Source organism: Sphingobacterium sp. SG20118, assembly GCF_044740685.1.
In the GTDB taxonomy this organism is placed as follows: Bacteria; Bacteroidota; Bacteroidia; order Sphingobacteriales; family Sphingobacteriaceae; genus Sphingobacterium.
The window spans coordinates 1,025,841-1,045,404 of record NZ_CP172826.1 but is presented as its reverse complement, the minus strand read 5'-3'; the positions used below and the strand labels follow the sequence as shown (position 1 = coordinate 1,045,404).

At 38.3% G+C, this 19,564-nt stretch carries 15 protein-coding genes and 1 tRNA gene; 5 read left to right on the top strand and 11 right to left on the bottom strand.

The genetic code is table 11. The annotated features are described in order from the left end of the window. Positions 1 to 75: 75 nt before the first annotated feature. On the bottom strand, positions 76 to 2,118 hold the full coding sequence (locus tag ACFX5U_RS04820; protein ID WP_400262649.1) for a M13 family metallopeptidase: 2,043 nt from the start codon (positions 2,116 to 2,118) through the stop codon (positions 76 to 78). Positions 2,119 to 2,239: 121 nt separating this feature from the next. Here ACFX5U_RS04820 and ACFX5U_RS04815 point away from each other — a divergent pair. Both ACFX5U_RS04815 and ACFX5U_RS04810 read left to right on the top strand, forming a co-directional pair. Then, positions 2,240 to 2,324, top strand: a tRNA-Ser gene (locus ACFX5U_RS04815). 252 nt (positions 2,325 to 2,576) lie between these two features. After that, entirely contained in the window at positions 2,577 to 2,756 is a 180-nt protein-coding gene (locus ACFX5U_RS04810) for an Arm DNA-binding domain-containing protein (RefSeq protein ID WP_400262648.1), read from the top strand. Between the two features lie 63 nt (positions 2,757 to 2,819). Here ACFX5U_RS04810 and ACFX5U_RS04805 read toward each other — a convergent pair whose 3' ends face one another. Both ACFX5U_RS04805 and ACFX5U_RS04800 read right to left on the bottom strand, forming a co-directional pair. Next, entirely contained in the window at positions 2,820 to 3,338 is a 519-nt protein-coding gene (locus tag ACFX5U_RS04805) for an N-acetyltransferase (protein ID WP_400262647.1), read from the bottom strand. 91 nt (positions 3,339 to 3,429) lie between these two features. Beyond that, positions 3,430 to 4,833: a PLP-dependent aminotransferase family protein gene (locus tag ACFX5U_RS04800; protein WP_400262646.1), complete on the bottom strand. Its 1,404-nt coding sequence runs from the start codon at positions 4,831 to 4,833 to the stop codon at positions 3,430 to 3,432. A 77-nt stretch (positions 4,834 to 4,910) separates the two neighbouring features. Between ACFX5U_RS04800 and dxs the strand changes: the two genes are divergently transcribed. After that, on the top strand, positions 4,911 to 6,500 hold the full coding sequence (gene dxs, locus ACFX5U_RS04795) for a 1-deoxy-D-xylulose-5-phosphate synthase (protein ID WP_400262645.1): 1,590 nt from the start codon (positions 4,911 to 4,913) through the stop codon (positions 6,498 to 6,500). Continuing rightward, the gene (locus ACFX5U_RS04790) at positions 6,424 to 6,804 is read left to right on the top strand and encodes a transketolase C-terminal domain-containing protein (protein WP_400263565.1); all 381 of its coding nucleotides are present in this window, start codon (positions 6,424 to 6,426) and stop codon (positions 6,802 to 6,804) included. Before dxs ends, ACFX5U_RS04790 begins: the two co-directional genes overlap by 77 nt. Before the next feature lie 215 nt (positions 6,805 to 7,019). Here ACFX5U_RS04790 and ACFX5U_RS04785 read toward each other — a convergent pair whose 3' ends face one another. The 4 genes from ACFX5U_RS04785 to ACFX5U_RS04770 form a co-directional block, all read right to left on the bottom strand. Beyond that, complete coding sequence (locus ACFX5U_RS04785; RefSeq protein WP_400262644.1) at positions 7,020 to 7,790, bottom strand: porin family protein; 771 nt, start codon at positions 7,788 to 7,790, stop codon at positions 7,020 to 7,022. Further along, a complete protein-coding gene (locus ACFX5U_RS04780) occupies positions 7,787 to 8,854 on the bottom strand; it encodes a PCMD domain-containing protein (protein WP_400262643.1) in 1,068 nt (355 codons plus the stop codon). Before ACFX5U_RS04780 ends, ACFX5U_RS04785 begins: the two co-directional genes overlap by 4 nt. 329 nt (positions 8,855 to 9,183) lie before the next feature. Beyond that, positions 9,184 to 9,465, bottom strand: coding sequence for a hypothetical protein (locus tag ACFX5U_RS04775; protein ID WP_400262642.1), 282 nt, complete (start codon positions 9,463 to 9,465; stop codon positions 9,184 to 9,186). A 1-nt stretch (position 9,466) separates the two neighbouring features. Next, positions 9,467 to 9,982, bottom strand: a complete 516-nt coding sequence (locus ACFX5U_RS04770) for a type I methionyl aminopeptidase (protein WP_400262641.1) — start codon at positions 9,980 to 9,982, stop codon at positions 9,467 to 9,469. Positions 9,983 to 10,230: 248 nt separating this feature from the next. Here ACFX5U_RS04770 and ACFX5U_RS04765 point away from each other — a divergent pair, with 248 nt between their 5' ends. Next, positions 10,231 to 11,073 carry a helix-turn-helix domain-containing protein gene (locus ACFX5U_RS04765; protein ID WP_400262640.1) on the top strand — a complete coding sequence of 281 codons (843 nt, stop codon included), beginning with the start codon at positions 10,231 to 10,233 and terminating at the stop codon, positions 11,071 to 11,073. A 141-nt stretch (positions 11,074 to 11,214) separates the two neighbouring features. Here the strand turns inward: ACFX5U_RS04765 and ACFX5U_RS04760 are convergent, their stop codons facing one another. From ACFX5U_RS04760 to ACFX5U_RS04745, 4 genes are all read right to left on the bottom strand, one after another. Next, positions 11,215 to 13,476 carry a GH92 family glycosyl hydrolase gene (locus ACFX5U_RS04760; protein ID WP_400262639.1) on the bottom strand — a complete coding sequence of 754 codons (2,262 nt, stop codon included), beginning with the start codon at positions 13,474 to 13,476 and terminating at the stop codon, positions 11,215 to 11,217. Between the two features lie 78 nt (positions 13,477 to 13,554). Then, positions 13,555 to 14,256: a DUF3823 domain-containing protein gene (locus tag ACFX5U_RS04755; RefSeq protein WP_280569856.1), complete on the bottom strand. Its 702-nt coding sequence runs from the start codon at positions 14,254 to 14,256 to the stop codon at positions 13,555 to 13,557. A gap of 17 nt (positions 14,257 to 14,273) precedes the next feature. Further along, positions 14,274 to 16,172: a RagB/SusD family nutrient uptake outer membrane protein gene (locus tag ACFX5U_RS04750; protein WP_400262638.1), complete on the bottom strand. Its 1,899-nt coding sequence runs from the start codon at positions 16,170 to 16,172 to the stop codon at positions 14,274 to 14,276. A gap of 1,257 nt (positions 16,173 to 17,429) precedes the next feature. Further along, the gene (locus ACFX5U_RS04745; protein ID WP_400262637.1) at positions 17,430 to 19,352 is read right to left on the bottom strand and encodes a SusC/RagA family TonB-linked outer membrane protein; all 1,923 of its coding nucleotides are present in this window, start codon (positions 19,350 to 19,352) and stop codon (positions 17,430 to 17,432) included. Between the last annotated feature and the right edge of the window lie 212 nt (positions 19,353 to 19,564).

The following is a 19,564-nucleotide window of genomic DNA, read 5'->3' as shown; positions in this document are numbered from 1 at the left end:
TGTTTATTGTTAATGAACGGCAAAAATAGCAATTATTATTCACTTTTTAAAATATATTACACTTTTATTTTACCACTACCAAACTGAAACGCGTTTCTCAGGTGCTACATACATTTTAGCTGTATTAGGAATATTAAATGCTTGATAAAAAGCATCCATATTATACACCGGCCCGTTCACACGAAACTCTTCGGGACTATGTGGATCGACCTTCAAGCGCATTTGCATTCTTTCATCACTATTTTTAATCCGCCAAACTTGTGCAAAACTCAAAAAGAAACGCTGATCAGGTGTAAAACCATCTATTTTATTTAACTCCTGCCCTTGCTTTGTCTTTTTAAAAGCATCGAATGCGATACTCAAACCACCAATATCAGCTAAATTTTCACCTAGAGTCAGTTGCCCATTGACATGTTGATTATCAAGCAAAGTAAAACTATTATATAACGCTGCAACTTGATTAGCTTTTGTTGTGAACTTTGTCGCATCTTCTGGTGTCCACCAATCTTTAAGATTTCCCTCTTTATCGTATTGACGACCTTGATCATCAAAACCGTGCGTCATTTCATGCCCTATCACTGCCCCAATAGCGCCATAATTAATGGCATCGTCTGCATTGGCATCGAAGAATGGGAACTGAAGTATTCCGGCAGGAAATACGATTTCATTATATGGCGGATTATAGTAGGCATTGACAGTCGGTGTTGTCATCAACCACTCTGTCTTATCTACAGGTTTACCCATTTTGTCAATCATCTCCTTATATGCATGACGGGAAGCTGATTGTAAGTTAGCATAGTAGGTATCTTTATTGACCTCTACATCAGAATAATCTTTCCACTTATCGGGATATCCAATTTTTTTCGTGAAAGCTTGCAGTTTTTCTATCGCCTTTTTCTTTGTTTCTGCAGTCATCCAATCTAACTTTTCAATACGGTCACGATAGGAGATTTCAAGATTATTGACCAACTCAAGCATTCTTTTCTTAGCCTCGGGTTTAAAATATTCCTCAGTAAATAATTTCCCGATTACTTCACCTAAGTTATTATCCACCGTACTCACCATGAGTTTCCACCGTTCTTTTTGCTCCTTTTGTCCCTGTAAAGTTTTACCATACAGTTCAAATCGAGCATCACGGAAATCTTTTGTCAATGCTGATGCAGAAGAATTCAGTAAATCAGCCTTCAACTTAAGCTTCCAAGTATCCAATGGTTCGGATTTCAATAAATTATTAAGGGCTACATAAAATTTAGGTTGTTGCACCAGTAAGGTATCTGTTTTAATAGATAATCTTTCTAGAATATCGCTCCAATTGAGATTTGGAGTTTCTTTTTGAAAAGTCGTTACTGCAACTTTATTGTAGTTCTTAATAGGATCACGTAACTCCACTGGGCTCAAATGAGATTTAGCAATTGCAGTTTCTATCTTCAAGACAGACTCAGCATCAGCTTTGGCAGTAGCCTGTTTACCTGCCAAAGTAAATAATTTACTCAGGTAATTCGTATATGCTTCGCGTATTTTCTTTGCTTTATCATCCTGATCTAGATAATAGCTTGCTTCAGGAAGATTAAGCCCCCCCTGCACAAAAGTCGCAGCATTCTTATTACTCATCCGCTCATCTGCAGCGATATAAAAAGAGAATAAATCCCCGTCTCCATCTCTAAACCCATCAGCACTATAAGCAATCAGCTCCTCGATTGATTTTAATCCATCAATCTTTTCCAATAACGCTGCAATAGGTGAAACACCTAATTTTTCTATTGTAAGCGTATCCATTCCACTGGTATAGAAATCACCTACTTTTTGTTGATCTGTACCTTTCTTACTATTGGATTGCGCAGCCTTTTCTAAAATACCATGAAGTTTTTGTAAATTCTCATCATTCAAAGTATAAAATGACCCCCAACCAGACTCCGAAGGAGGAATGACTGTTTTATTCAACCATTGTCCATTAGCATACATAAAGAAGTTATCTCCAGGATGTACAGTCGTATCCATACCAGATACATCTAAGAATACTGTTCGATCTGTTTTATGTTGAACCGAACTATTATTGGATTGACAACCAAACACTAGACTGGCAATCGGCAATATTGACCATAATTTTTTGTTGACCATAATTTTCTAATTTCAAACACCTTGAGTAAAGGTAGTTTTTTTATTAATGCGGAAATAACACATTTTAATGAAAATTGTTTTGGAAAATAGAATTATACTTCTATTTTTGCCAACAGACTACGGAGAGATGTCAGAGTGGTCGATCGAGCACGCTTGGAAAGCGTGTGTACTTAACGGTACCGAGGGTTCGAATCCCTCTCTCTCCGCATCCTAACAAGGTAAATGTATCAAAACCCTACAAATTCAACGATTTGTAGGGTTTTCTGTTTATAGACCAATCCCGTATTTTTCAATACCTCTCATTTCCAGCGAGACCCTAATAAATGGTTAGCTAGGGTCTCGCTGAAATGAACTATTCGATGAGCAATAAACAAGGTCATTACGTGACTAGCCTTTAAACATCTTGACAGTTCATACCCAAAAGAATAAATTGAATATTGAAATAAAACACCACCACAATGAGTAATCAAGTTACAGCCTACGTATATGCACGTGGAGCAAAAGCTTATCAAGCAGGTCTACATCCTATTTATATCAGTATTACAATTCTCGGGAAGCGAACTGAGTTCTCTACTAAGAAATTCATCACTCCATCAAAATGGGATCAAAAAACGATGAAAATGAAAGGTAACACTTAAATTAATCCCCTCCTCAACATCCTATCAAGGAAAATGTATTACCCCCCGTTGTCACTAACTTCTCTACGAAACCTTTAGCGCAATCAAATAAAGCGAATTCAAAGGCAATTCATCGAGTTCATATATCTCCTTCTGTCTAACAAATCCTCGACTTTCAAAAAGTCCAATTAGTGGATTTTGAATATACTCATTAATCCAGATAGCTTCATATGGCTTACAAACAATTAAGCTTTTTTCCAATAATACTTTTTCTATTCCCGAATCTACATATTTTTTTAATACTCCAAAATTAGCAATACGGATAGCCCGTTTACGTTCCAAACTCGAAGGTCTAACACCCTTAGAAGTAATTTGTACGAATCCTGCAGGTATATTATCTACATATGCAATAAGCCACTGATTTGACATGCTGTTCAGTTCTACCACCAAAGCTTTATCATTAAAATTGGTCTGTATATATTCCTCCATCAATTGAGGTTCTAGATACTTTGAAAACTTTTCTATCGCTATCGCACGCGTTAACTTTAAAAGAGCTTCCAGCCCCTCCTCTGTAGCTACAGTGAATTTTATTGTTATTTTCATACTAACGTAATTAATGTGTACAGACAAATGTATTGGTCTTTCAAAAAAATAAGGAGGACAGCTTATGAAACAAAGACCAGTACAGTTGTAATCAAGATAGTTGACCGGCAAGCTTAATCGCTTCCATCTTTTTATTCGAAAATTTATCCGCAAACACCAATCGAAAATAATTTCCGAAAGCACCAGAAAATGAAAAAGTATAACCAGGAGTAAACCTGACTCCAATTCGTTCGCATTGTTTATAAAATTTGTCCATATCCGTCTCATCAGGCATCTTTACCCAAATATTATAACCACCTTCAGGCATTAAAATAGACGTTTTACTTGGGAAAGTATCAGAAAGCAAATTAACGGCACAATAAGCATTCTTAGCCAATTGCATTCTAAAGGAACGGATATGACGGTCGTAACTGCTCCCTTTCAACAGTTTGTTTACTGTTTCCTGATATACTGGAGAGATTGTACTTCCAAGGGAGAATTTAATCTGTTCTGCACGCTGCATAAATTTTCCAGCGGCAAGCCAACCAAGCCTTATACCCGGAGCTAACGTTTTTGAATATGAAGAATACGTAAGTACAAGACCGCTTACATCGAAAGTTCTTAATGTAGAGGGTCGCTGTCCATGAAAATTTAAATCACCATAAATATCATTTTCTATAAGTGCAACGTCGTATTGTTGCGCTATAGTCACCAAGGCAAGCTTTTGCTCATCTGGCATTAATATCCCTGTCGGGTTATGAAAATTGGGTGTTACGATTGCTGCCTTAACCTTATTGTCACGACAAGCCCTTACAAAAAAATCAACATCAAACCCAGTAATTGGAATTATAGGGATTTCAATAACTTTAAGATTTAACACACGGATTACTTCGAGTATTGAAAAAACACAAGGGCTTTCGACTGCTACTATATCTCCTGCAACACAAACAGCAGCCAAAGCAATATACAACGCTTGAAGTGCACCATCCGTAATTAGCAATTCGTCCATATGAATAACAGTACGGTAGGCAGCGGCCCGGGTAATGATGTGCTCCTTCAATTCTATGGAACCATTTGACGGATAATACCTAAGCAGACCTGCCCCCTGTTCTCTGATTACCTGTTGCATGGTGCGTAGCAATAATTTCTGAGGTACCAGCAGATCTCCAGGTGCAGCTACATTGAATTCAGAAAACTTACTTCCTGGTCTTGCAGAAGTTGTCAGTGCAAGATGATTCTTAAATACAGCATCTCTAACTACCGGAATGTATATGGTTTTAGATTCAATTTTGGACTCCCTTGTTCGCTGACTTACATAATAACCCGATTTAGGAATACTTTCCACCAAACCATGAATCATAAGATACTCGTATCCACTCTGTATTGTACTGACACTTATCTGAAACTGCTCCTTCAATTCTCTAATAGAGGGCAATTTATGACCGGCTTTGAAAATACCATTTTTGATATTTTTCTCTATGGTACTTGTAAATAGTTCGAATTTATATGACTTCATATCTGTACTGGTAATTTTTACAAAATCTACACCTGTATCGCAAATCTAAGTAATTTACCTTTGAAAAAAAAAGTACCATGCAACAGAATAATTTCATCAATAGTCCAAGCGATTTACGTAATCTAACCGTTTCATCTTTAAAACAGGTCTGTCAAGACCTACGATCCTTTCTCATCGACCATGTGGCGGCTAACGGAGGTCATTTCAGTTCTAGTTTAGGTGTTATTGAACTTACTGTTGCATTACATTATGTATTTAATACCCCTTTGGATAAACTCATCTGGGATGTAGGACATCAGGCATATCCCCATAAATTACTAACTGGAAGAATGAAACAATTCTATTCTAATCGTCTACTAGGAGGAATAAGTGGTTTCCCAAGTATGGACGAGAGTGAATACGATGCATTCGGAACGGGACATTCCTCGACTTCCATTTCAGCCATCGTGGGTATGGCTATTGCTGCAAGATATCGTGGCGAATACAGCCGTCAACATATTGCCGTTATTGGTGATGGCGCTATGACTGCCGGACTTGCTTTTGAAGCGTTGAACAATGCAGGTTATGAACAACCAAACATGTTGATTATTCTCAACGACAACAACATGTCCATAGACAGCAATACTGGTGCTCTTCAGAATTATTTAATCGATCTCACTACTGACAAACACTACAATATTTTAAAATCATACCTAAAAAACCTCCTTTCATCAGAAAACCCATCGAAAAAATGGGCAGCAGATACCCTACGAAAACTTGAAAAAATCATCAAAGGGGGTTTAATGAAATACAGCAATTTTTTTGAAGCTCTGAACATTCGCTATTTTGGCCCTGTTGATGGACATGATTTAAAAAAATTGATTAGTTTGTTCGAAAAACTAAAGCATATATCAGGTCCAAAATTGCTCCATTGCATTACGGTTAAGGGAAAAGGTTTTGCCCCCGCTCTAATTGATCCCGAAAAATGGCATGCTCCAGGTATTTTTGACAAATCTACTGGAGTTAAAATGAGTACAAATAGCAACATTAACCATGCTATCACATACCAAGATGTGTTTGGAGACACATTAATCAAACTAGCAAAAGATAATGCCCGCATTATAGCGGTCTGCCCAGCCATGTTATCGGGTAGCGCTTTATCCAAAATGAAATTAGAAATGCCAGATCGAGTTTTTGATGTAGGCATCACCGAACAGCATGCCGTTACATTTTCAGCAGGACTTGCTGCAGATGGCCTGCTTCCGTTTTGCACGATTTATTCTACATTTTTACAGCGTGCCTACGATCAACTTATACATGATGTAGCTTTACAAAAGCTACAAGTTATCTTCTGTATAGACCGCGCTGGAGTTGTAGGGGCGGACGGTCCCACTCATCATGGTGCATTTGACATTTCTTTCCTCAGATGTATTCCGAACTTAATAGGTGCCTCACCCATGAACCTTGAAGACTTTAAGAATCTTCTTTTCACTGCCCAATGTGGAACAGTAAAAGGACCAATTGCCATCCGATATCCAAAAAACTCAGGTACAGATATCCCAACCGATAACTTTAAGAAACTGACAATAGGAAAAGGACGAAAAATCAAATCTGGCAAGAAACATCGCTTTATTATCGCTTGGTCCAATTGGTCAATACGCAATAGAAGCATGCAAAGAACTAATTAAAGAACACATTGATGTAGCCCATTATGACTTAAGATTCTTTAAACCGCTTGATGAGGCCTTATTAAACGAAGTTTTTAGTCAATTTTCAATTGTAATTACCATCGAAGATGGTTGCATCTCAGGGGGAGTAGGTAGCGCTGTAATGGAATTTATGGTAGACAATGATTATCATTCCATTTTAAAGCGCCTTGGCTTACCTGATGAGTTTGCAACACAAGGAACACAAGAGCAACTCCATGCATTGTATGGATATGATAAAAAGGGCATTATTTCAATTATCAAATCACTATACCCTAAGGTCTAAAGAGATAGCAACACAATAACTATCCATTAATTAATAAAAAAAATAAAGTCACTATACATCTTATTTTCAATGGGTTTAAAAAAATAAGCCACTTGTCAGCGGCTTATTTTTTTTATAAAAAGCACTTTTTCTGGTGTATATATTCCCTCAATACATATAATCAAGAGGTAAGAGATATGCTAGTTGTCATAAATATCAGAAAATACCAAACCCATTTACCAAATTTGATAGGCTACCCCAAGCGTTAAGTACATATTATGTAAATTATAACCTACTCCTCGAAAAGATGAAGGAAAAACAGGATTGAAACCTAGCTGTCCAGTCAAATCAGCCTCCCAACGTTTGCCAAAATGTCTCGAAACACCAACATGAGCACCAAGATCAAATGACCTTACCTCACGCGAAAAATCAAAGTCTGCACGCTCAATCAAAACTTTTTCACCTAATGAGTTTCCTTTCCTAATATAACCTTCAGAGACCGTTCCTTTAAATTCAGCAGACAATAAGTAAGCGAAATACATTCCGAACTTAAAATCCCATTCTCCTTGACGATAACCTGCAAAAATAGGTAAGGTTAAATATACATTTCTAGATATTGTCGCATTTGTCCCAGTAAAATCACCTTCGAATGACCCAAGTTCACCATTTCCATTATCCACAGAAATGATGGTATGAAAATACTGAACACTATCTGTAACTTTCATGCCTTTAACATCCACCCGCAATCCTACTCCCATCAACCACTTTGAAGAAAGATCATAGGTTGCTTGGTATCCAAAAGATGGTGTGAATAACGGAGCATAGCTATTGATTTCCCGAATCGTATTCGGTAAGGAAAAAGGAACTGTAGCGCCAATATTATATCCTAAAGTAATGGCATGTTTAATATTATTATATTTAAATTTCGGTTGTATTTCCTGTGCATTTAGAATACTTGAAAATGCTATTGAACAACAAAACATGGATATTGCTATATATTTCTTCATAATAGAGGTACAATACTTAAACTATCCACAACCAGTCGAGATCCTATAGCTCCTCTATATTGATCACCTTCAGCACTAGAGGACGTCACAATCGCCATCATCAAATTTTTACTAATAACAGCCTGCTGTTTATAAACAAAAGGAATATCAAATCGTGTAAAATTTGCTTTATCAGAACCATCCCGAAGCTCGGCCATTGCAATCACCTGATCAGAGGTCATGATATTAGTGGCATTGAGTCTATCCGGACCATTGAACAAAACAGCATATATAGCACATTTATCTTTAACACCGGGCTGAACTTGCCCTGCTTTATTAATAAAATCTGGTCCAGCACTATATTTATAGTACCCCGTAAACGATTTAGGTAAACCTTTATAGGGTACTCCAAATTCTGTCGCTTTAAGGGGGTTGAGCATTGCTTGTGAGGCATTGAAATTCCCTAAAAATAAGGACCCAGCGTACAATCGTATACCAATGAGCTCCGACAATGGAGTTCCTTTGATAGTGACCAACTCGGCTGCTTTTGTACCCAGATAACCATCAGTTGTCGATCGCGTAGGATACGCATCACTACGTGCAGGTACTCCAGAAAGGGCAACTCCAGCATTACCCGAAGACCAAAGCTGTAGCCCATCGTCATCTACAGGATATTCATATTTATCGGTTGAGTGACTTTTCCAATTTTCAAAGGCAAAATCCCAATGCCCGATGTTTACGACTTTAACCGTATAGCGTTTCGTATTTTCACCCGACTCGGATGTGACATCATATACAACATCTTGATCAGCATCAAACTTGATTAGGGTACCACTAGCAGGTTTTACAGATGCTCCCTTAGATAAAATCAATACTGGCGATATGCCCGATTCATAAGCTTCGTTGGTTAGATTAAGAGTTATTGTCCGATTTACCTGATCGACAAAGATATTACCTGTCAACAAATGTGGATCAACTACAACGGTTTCGATATCTGCTTCCGGATTTAGTGGAGCATCCTTAATACATCCCTGTAGCATCAGAGCATATAAAAACAGGGGGGCGAATAGCCAATTTCTCATCATTCCTCGATTAGTAGTAATAATCACATTAGCATATGCATCCATAGTAAAACTTAGTATAGGCCTTATTCAGTAATTGGGTCTCATAAAGTATGAGAGCAATAACGGTTCAGTGTTAGTTCCTATTCAAATCTAACAATTTATATTCAAGTTTTTCACTGTTAATTCATGTGTTCTCAACAGATTAACAACTAATACATAAGCGCCTTAATAAAGTAAACCTATACTACTACAAAAAATGAAATCAGCACAAATCAAAAAAAGGATATTGGTAATTCCTCTTCTTAAAAGTTAACATCAATTTTAGACTTCAACAGAGCATATGGGTGTTATTAGTAGTAAGAAGAATTCAAATTATCATTAGCTTTTTCGGATTTTTCAATAATTTCGATATCTGTTAAGATCATGGGTACATTTTTCTTTATGCATACGTCCTGTTCAAAATGAACGGAAGGTTTACCATCGGCAGTTCGAATAGTCCAGCCATCTTCATCAGTATAATTATCTTCCGTTCCTAAATTAATCATCGGTTCGATAGCGATCACCAGATTTTCCTTCAACATTTTACCTTTACCTCGCTGTCCATAGTTAGGGATATCAGGTCCTTCATGCAATTCACGGCCTAAGCCATGACCAACCAGTTTCCCTAACTAAACCATATCCGTAAGGAACAATATGAGATTCGATAGCATAGCCTATATCCCCTATTCTATTACCATGTATAGCTTGCGCAATTCCTTTTGCCAATGATTCCTTTGTTATCTTAACCAATTGGATTAACTCTTCAGCAACGTCACCAATGATAAATGTATAAGCCTGATCACCATGAAATCCATTTTTATAAGCCCCTACATCTATGGAAACGATATCACCTTCTTTTAAGGGCTGATGATTTGGAAAGCCATGTACAATGGCATCATTGACAGAAGCACAAATATGGAAAGGGAATCCGCCAAAGTTATGAAAGGAAGGAAGCGCTCCATGGTCACGAATAAATTCATTCGCATATCTATCAATATCAAGGGTTGACATACCCGGTTTGATGATCGAGGCTATAGCAGCCAAGGTGCCACTCGTCAATTTGGCACTTATTTCCATTAATTCGATTTCTTCGTCTGTTTTATAAATCATGTGATTCTTTCTAAATATTCATTTAAATTTTCTCCTTGTTATTTGAAAATGACTTGAAGAATAATTATTCTTTGTCGTTTGTATTACATGACGAAAATTTGCACATAGGCAAATACCCACGCCACATGTAACCAACTGACTCAATGATCATTTTAAACAAAAATAGTAATATACCGAGGAGCCAAAAAGTAAAAATTGGACAATATTTCAACATGATATTGACATTATTTTAAGTAATTTTGCAAGGTATGCCCATCAATTTTTTAGGAAATATTAAATTATCAGGCTCCCTTGATATGGGAACGATAGATCACCTGACGGTTTCAGATTTATTTTTTAAATCTGAGCATATCTTAGGTGCTTATGTATTTTCATGTAAGGATTTACAAAGCAGCCAGCCCTTATTTAACGATGGTCTTCCCACCCTAATTTTTATGCCCGAGAAAACCAATGTCGTTCATCTTAAAAAGGCCGATGTAGAAATTAAGTTAAATGCAGCATGGGTCTGTTGTGGCGTTATAGAAAACACCTACTGGCAATTACCTGAAGACTTGCCGTATATAATCGTTCTACGCTTTAAACCTTCATCATTTTATGAAATTTTTAATGTGGAGCCAGCATTCTTTCTTACAAGACCGTACTGTAGTCTAAGTGAAATCATGAGTAATCGTTGGATTCAGATCATCGATCAATTGTATCAAAAGGAAACTATCTCTGACCAGTTCGAACTATTGAAAGAGACCCTTAGCACCTACACTGTAATTGAAAACCGCCCCTACCTATTGCAGGCTGCTTTAGAAAAAATTGATTACAACAAAGGCAATATAACTGTATCAGAATTAATTCATGATCTTGGTGGAAAAGTTAACCGCAAATGGTTGCAAAGAAGTTTTGTGAAATATATCGGTATTTCACCTAAAAAATACATCTCTTTACAACGCTTTATATTTATGTTCGGCCATTGTCAAAACAAGTCCCAAAAGGAAATAATAGACAATACTTTTTTATCAGGATACTACGACTATAATCATTTTTTAAAAGAATTTAAACAATATATTGGCGTCTCTCCAACAAAATACAACTGGGAGTAAGCAAATTAAAGTAACGTTTTCTTCACCAGTTTAATAACTAAGCAAAAATTATAAAAAATTAAGGAGTATAGTGCCAACACAGATAAAGCCCAATGACATCATTGGGCTTTATCTACTTTGACGCAATCATCAATAGCAACGCTAGTATTTAAAGGAAGGTGGTGCATCTTCCATTTTCGCCCCCCATTCCTTATTGGGGTATTGTCCCATTACAAATTCAATTAAGCCACCGTTTACGATATCATCATGCGCAAACCAAGCCTTATTCCATTCCTTTCCATTGATTTTAGCAGACTGGATATACTTATGTTGTTTCGATAGATTTTCAGCTTTGATCATCAATTTTTTACCTCCTGATAATGTAATCTGCGCCTCCTTAAAGAAAGGAGTTCCGATTACATATATAGGCATACCTGGAGTCACGGGGTAGAACCCCAACATGGTAAACACAACAAATGCCGACATACCACCACCATCTTCATCACCGGGCATACCCATTAGGTCATTTCTAAACCATTGATGTACCAATTGATGAATCCTTTTTTGAGATTTCCAAGGCTGACCCACATAGTTGTACAAGTAAGGAACATGTAGACTGGGTTCATTTGCCATCGAAAACTGTCCAACATTACCCGTATGATCGGGAAGTTGACTGTAAAACTCAAACTTACTTTTCCCCAGAGGTTCTCTGAACGTCTGATCCAGATTTTCAATGAATTTATTCCGCCCTCCCATCAGATCGATCAGATCTGCAATATGGTGCGGTACATCCCATCGGTATACCCAGCCATTATTTTCTCCATAATACTCGCGCGCTCCCTGCCCTCCATCATACCGGTAATCAAATGGTTCTATAAATTTTCCATCTTTATCTTTAGGATGAAAAAAGCCCGTTTTGGCATTAAAAACATTTCTATAGTTGAGCGCACGTTTACTATACTTTTCATGATCTTCCTTTTTACCCAATTGCATTGCCAACTGGGCCAAACACCACTCATCGTATGATGTACCCAAGGTCACAGCAATGGGTTGACGTTTTTCAAAATGATGCACTTCAGGTACTGTCTCTTCCTCTCCAGGTTTCAATGCAGGGATGTATCCATGAGTTTTATAAAAATCATCCAACCAACCCGCAGGTTGTGCCGACCAAGGTGCTAATGTTTTATCTTCAATTGCTCCTTTAGCACTTTGGTATGCTTTCTCCACATCGAATGAACGCAATCCTTTGGAATAGGCATCAGCTATAGTCGCCACACCATGGTTAGAATTCATACGGCGCGAATCGCCGGTAATCTCAGGAAAAGTAGGTAACCAAAACTGGTCCATCTGCTCTGCCATCCTAACAAAGGATTGAATCATATCAGACTCAACGTCCTGATCGATTAATAACCGTAACGGATGCGTAGCACGATACGTATCCCAAATCCAATCATCGGTATAAAAAGGTCGTTCAGCCGCATGCACCTGACCATCAAATGCACTGAAATAACGACCATCTTCAGTTATATTAACCGGTCTTTCATAACAGCGATAGGCCGAGCTGTAAAACAAAGCCTCATCATCTGGAGATAATCCTTTCACTTGAATTTTACCCAAAGCATTATTCCATATATCACGCCCCTTATTAGCAAGCACTTCCAGATCATAATCCTTTATTTCACGTCTTAGATTTAACTCCGCCTGCTCCTCGCTGATGAATGATATACCATATCGTATTTTCAACAACTCCAATCCGGGTTCAAAATGAAGAATAGCAGCGACCTGATCACCCGATTTGGAAGTCATTTGATCATCCAACTGCCCTTCGCCATTTAATGTCCCTATTTTAATTGGCTGCTGGTCTACCTCAGCATATAGATAGACAATTGTCTTATTATCCAAGTTCTGAGAAGCTTTAATCTTATTTCCACTCACTGATATTGTTCCAGATTGGGTATTTAGGATTAGTGAAGGTGCATAGCGTTCCCTAAATCTGATTTCATACAATGCCGACTGATGGGATGGTGCATATTTGACATCCATATCCCCGTTCTGCAGATTTGACGTGTATAAATAGGGTTTTATCACCTCATTATCATAGTCTAAGGCATATACATTATTAAATTGTGTTTTCGCAGTTCTATCTAGCGGGCTCAGGTTAAAAGCAGACCGTCCCCGATGACTGGTCACAATCATAGGTAAACCATAGAGTTGATCCGTGGTGAAATCTTGTCTTTCTGGATATACCCGAAGCATACTATTAGGTAGATGTATCGTCGGATATGTGGGCACCAACAGGTGGCTGATATTGCCCATATAAGGATTGACCTGGTCTACTGGCGAATCAATTTTTTTATTCGTTGCACAGCCCACGCAAAGCATCGCCAATACATATAAGCGTCCTCTTTTTAATATTGTTATCATATACTTTCTCATAAAGAGGTTGCGCAAAGCATACATACTTTGGCAACCTCCATTAAATTAACTTAAAACATTTCGGCACTACAGGACAGTCAATTGAATCGTAGAAGCATAATTATACTTTGCTTCACTCGCATCAATCAGTGCACCAACCCTAAAATAGTACGATTTTCCTTTGACTAGTTTAGTGTTGTTAGCCACTAAGTCTATTTCCAATTGATAAACCTGACTTTCATCCAATTGCCCATTGATATCCTCTTGCTTATTCACAATATTCAAAGGTTCACCAACATTAATCTCTTGATGCGCAAATAGTCCGATACGTTTTACAGCGTTCGCTACTGTTTGCTGCACCTTAAATGTGGCCACTACCTGATCTCCTACTTGCTTAATTACAGCATCTTTGATACGGATATAAGGTTGCACCTTAAAATCCATGACTGTATTACCAGCTACCGCAATCTCCTGTTTTTCGATAGGCACAAAATTTCCTCTTACAGGTTGTACCGTATACCGATTTGCAAACATGATGTTATTACGGTAAGTACCGTCATTTTTTACGACAATGTACTGCGTCTGTGGATTTTTAAATCCGAGTTCAATATATTCGATCTGCGAACCTCTAATGATATCTTGCTGGATAAGCTCACCAGTCTCCACATCATATAGGCCACCTGATATCGTGGCATTTGGTCCTTCATAATTGTCAATATCACTGAGACCGCAAGCTGTAAACAACGCAAGCTGCAGCGAGACGAAGGATAGATACAATATTCTTTTCATAGCTTTCATTTTAGGTGTTATTGTTGTGGATTTTGGACTACGCCATTTCCAGCGACATTTGGAATGTGTCTATAATAGTCCTTTTCTGGAAAATTCTGACTATTGGATCCTGCCACATTTTTACGGACATAAATATACTGAGGTTTATTTCCTCTCAAGTCGATTAAAGGAACCAGTGCCTCTTTTATCTTATTTTTAAACGTGGTATGGAATGTTCTCCTGCGTATCAAATCCCAAAAGTTTTTATTCTCAAATGCGAGTTCCACCGTACGTTCTCGAAGCACATTTTCTAAATTAAGTGTTATCGCTACCGTATGTCCAGCTCGAAATCGGATATCATTAATCGCTTTTGTCGCCAAACTAACAGCATTTTCCTGGGTGTATCCGCTTTCCACTACCGCTTCGGCAAAATTGAGCAACACTTCTGCATAGCGCATATCCATGTAGTCCGTGGTTGATTGTAGCCATGTCGTGAACCGCATATTTTCATTCAAGAACTTACGCATCAAGAATCCAGTTCTTGTCATATCCGCAGAGCCATCAAAGCCCGAATACTGATTAGGTTGTTCCTTACCATATGTAAAATAAGTAATGCCTTCATGTTCAAAAGAAGTTCGACTATCGATCAAAGAGCCGTCTGGTTTAACTATTCCACCATTGATCACAATAGTTTGGTTTTTCCAAGTGGCATTCGGATAAATAATCGACGCAAAGAATCGTGCATCCTTATTTTTAAAGATTTCATCTGGTGAATCGAAATGGCGATAAGCAACCCCTTCTTTGTACCCCTCAGCCGATGAAACTTGACCATCAGCTGTCGTCACAACCGGTGAAGCATGACCTGGGTTATCATAACTTTCGTATAAATCGACCATCTCAAGGATTGGATTAGTACGTCCACGATGTGGAAAACCCTCCCCAGTCTGATTCGGCCCATTCCAACCATCAAGATCGTGCGAAAGATCATTACCGACCTGTGCATAGCCTTTAATTAATATCGCTTCTGATGAGGCAATACTGGGATCGACAAACATCTCCTGATAGTTTTTGATGGCTTCAGCTGGGTTAGCAGGAGTTGCTTTATACAAACTGAATCTACCTGAACTAATCAACGCCATGGATGCGTCTATACAGGCCTTATAATAAGCTGCTGCTTGCGAAGCCTCCATGCCTACAAATTTCAATGAGACCGCTTCTCCAGACAAAGGAGCATTATTCCAATACTTAGCTACCGATGCTGCATGTAATGCTGCTCGCGATTTAAGGGCATAAGCAGCCCATTTGGTTGCTCGACGCTTACTTTCATCGCCATTAGCATGCTCCTCAGGAAGCAACTCTATCGCGCGATCACATTCACTTAAAACCAGATCCCATGTTTCCTTTTCAGTACTTCGAGGTACTTTCAACATTTCAAAATCATTGGTAAAATCCTGGTTATCCAAAATCAGAGGTACTCCGCCATAACGTTTAGCAAGTGCAAAATAGGTATACGCTCTTAAAAATGCGGCTTCACCTGCCAGTACCTGCTTTTCTTTATCCGCCATATTCAACGTCGGTATAGATTGGATAAGAATATTGATACTTCTATTCAGCTTATAGCCCTTCTCCCACCAGTCATTTTTATATTCATTCCAATTTGGCCACTCCGAGTGGATCGCTTCCATACCATACTGTGCAAGAGAAAGAAAACCCGTATTACCTCTGGCATTGAATCCTTCTCTAGGGAAATAAACATGATCCTCGATTGGTGCTTGATAATATAAATTGGCTAAGAAAGCTTTCACACCGTTGGGATCCGATAAGACCGCATCTCCAGGTATCTTATTACGCGGCGTAACATCTAAAAAATCGGAACATGAAGTCGAAAAAGCCAATAATGCTCCACAAAATATGCTGGATATATGATGATATTTCATAATTCTAAATATTAAAATGTAAGATTAACCCCTAAGTTGTAACTCTTGATCAGCGGATAGTTATAGCCTGCATTGTAATCCCCCTCAAAACGCTCTGGATCAAACTGCTTGATAAATGAATCGGCAAAAGTGAATAGGTTATGAGCATTTCCATAAACCCTTATCTTTTTGATAAATCGTTTATTCGCTTCGCTTAAAGGAACGGTATAACCGAGCTCTATACTTTTCATACGGAGATAATTGGCCTTCATACGCCAAGCATCACTCTCTCTATAAGATGAACCCATATATTCAGAGAATCGGTTAGCTGGCCACTTCCCTGCTATCCACTCACTATTAACATCATAGGGATCTGCCAGATGCCATCTGTCATAGAAATACTCAGGAAGATTACCGTTATTGAAAAACATCTGTGAAAACACTTCGTTATAGCGCATGGTATATAATGATGCTCCTTGCATCACCATATTCAAATCTATATTCTTCCATTCCGCATTCAAGGTAAATCCATAGAACATCTTCGGATCACGATTCCTGAAAATAGGCATTAAGTCTTTATCATCGATAACGCCGTCTCCATTAACATCCTCATACGTGAAATCACCTGGCAGGATTTGTGTATTGCCACGATCACCACCATAGACAATAGACTGATAAATTTGTTCCATATTTTGAAATTGACCCGTGTTATTAAATCCCCACTCCAAATCATTCCAACGGTCAGCATATCCATTTCGCCAACGATCATAACTGCTATTTGCTTCAGGCTTATCTACAATCAAGTGTTTAGTACGTGCTAGATTCATATTAATACTAATACCATACTTAAAATCATTGACCTGATTTTGATGTGAGATGACGAAATCAAATCCGCGTGTAAGCTCACTTTCAAAATTTTCGATAGGCATATCGCCCCCAAATGTATTTGGTAGTCCTCCGCTTCTCTGAATTAATTTCCCAGTTTTTTCACGTTGATAGTAATCGGCCTCAAAAGCTATTTTCCCACCAAACAATGCTCCTTCTATACCAACATCGGTAATCTTGGATTTGATCCAGGTAAAATTCGGATTGATTACTCCTGGAGCTCCCAGGCCACCTACATAGGAACCATTCACAAATTCAGCCCCCTCCTTTGGTCGTGGAGAAAAACCTAAAATATGTTGAAATGCATTTCCTTGGTTCTCACCAATCATCCCATGTGAAGCTCTAATCTTTAGATTATTTACAAAAGGGAGATTATCTTTCATAAATGCTTCTTCAGACAATCGCCATCCGGCCGAAATATTGGGAAAGAAACCCCATCTTTCTCCTGGGGCATAACGATAAGAAACCATCGTATCGAAAAGAAGCGCCCAATAAGTACTTCCCTTTGAAATCATAATTAACACGACCAATGTATGACATGTTCCGTTCCTCAATTTCATCACCATTATTGGTCTGTCTTCCCGAAGCATAATCCATGACATCAGTGGTATAAAAATCATACTCACGCCACAGATAACTATGTTTTTTGGTATACTGCTTCATTTCAAATACACCAGTTGCGCTTAGGTTATGGTGCGCCGCAAAAGTACGGTCATAATTAAGTTGCCCCTGAAACACAAGACGTTCGGCATCATCAATATTATTAGCAATCCTTGGATTATTAAAGACCATGGAAGTGAGGTCCTCATTATAGATTCTATAGTTCTTCCATACGTTCTTATTGTAAACATTATAACTATCGTAAGAAACAGTACCAATAGCCTTTAAACCGTCAATTCCAGGCACGTCATAAGTAAGTGCGATGGACGATTGGAAACTTTTATTCCGATCTTCCGTGTAGCCAGCATAGTCCTTCTGAGACATGATGACGGCATTTTGTTGATTATAGATATTTGCCGGATAATTTGGATCTCCATTGATAAAAGGGCTTTCAGTTGGATGACTGATGATGGTTCCCTTATACATCCAGATAAAACCATCTCCTCCAGGAAATTCACGTTTAGATCGACGACCAGATACCATGACATCCGCCTTAAGTCGGTCACTAAGTTTAGCTGAAAGATTGCTTCTAAATGTATAACGATCATAGCCCATATCACCACTTTTGAAGAGTCCACCTTCGTTAAAATAGCCAACACTTGTAAAATAATTAATAGCGTCGGTACCACCCCTTACCGAAAAATCATGTTGATGCTGCGGTGCTGTATTCTTAAAAGTCTCCTTATACCAATTGGTACTCTCATAACCTGGTCCACCTTCACGCCATTTATTCAATTCTTCCTCAGTTATATTATGAACACCATCCCTAAAGAATAGCGCATTATCGTACATTTCCAAATATTGGGCAGCATTCGCCATCTTAGGCACATTAGTCGGTTGCTGCAGTCCTACTGTTCCAATATAATTAAAAGCAGGTTTTCCATTAACACCTTTTTTTGTCGTCACCAGGATTACGCCATTAGCAGCATTCAATCCGTAAATAGCTGCTGAAGCATCCTTTAGGATCGATATACTTTCGATATCATTTGGATTTAACTGTTGAAATTCAACTCCCCCATCACGCACGATACCATCAATGACATAAAGAGGTTCACCAAAACCTCTAATATTGATACTGGACCTAAATGCTCCTGGTTCTGAACTCTGCTGCCTAATTTGCAACCCTGGTATTTTTCCTTGTAGACTTTGGGTTAAACTTGAACTGGTCGTGGTATTGATATCTTTAGCCTGTATGGTGGAGATCGCAGCTGTTACATTCCCTTTCTTTTGAGTTCCAAAACCGACTACTACAACTTCCTCCAATCCCGTTTGATTCAATTCCAATTGAATATTGATATTTTCGCCATTGATGACTGCACTTTTTGTCGCATAACCGACATAGGTCACCTGCAATATATCCCCATTGTTTGCTTGGATACTAAATACTCCATTCGCATCAGCAGCCACTTGTCGATTTGTTCCAACAACTTTGATGCTAGCACCACCAATCGGTATACCACTGACATCAGTTACCTTACCACGCACTTGCTGTTGCATAACAACAAATCTGTTGTTTTTATTTAATGGTATGGAAGATCCTTCAAACGGCATAATAACCGTTCCGATGAGCAAAGCACATCCCGACATCTGCTTCGTCCACCTGAATAATACACTCCCCGTAGTCCATAATTTTCGATTACTTTCCAAATTATTCATATGATTTATAGGTTTTACTTTGGTTATAGATAAGCACCCCATCTGATTAGATTCGTTAAACGACCAAATCAAGGGCTATTAATCCTGCATATTTCACTATTAATACGTGATCATCAAGACGCAATAAAATAGGTCATCATATCATAAAGTCCTCCTGTTTTTAATTGGTTATACAAATGAAACTGGAAGAGCTTAATTTTGACTTAATTTTA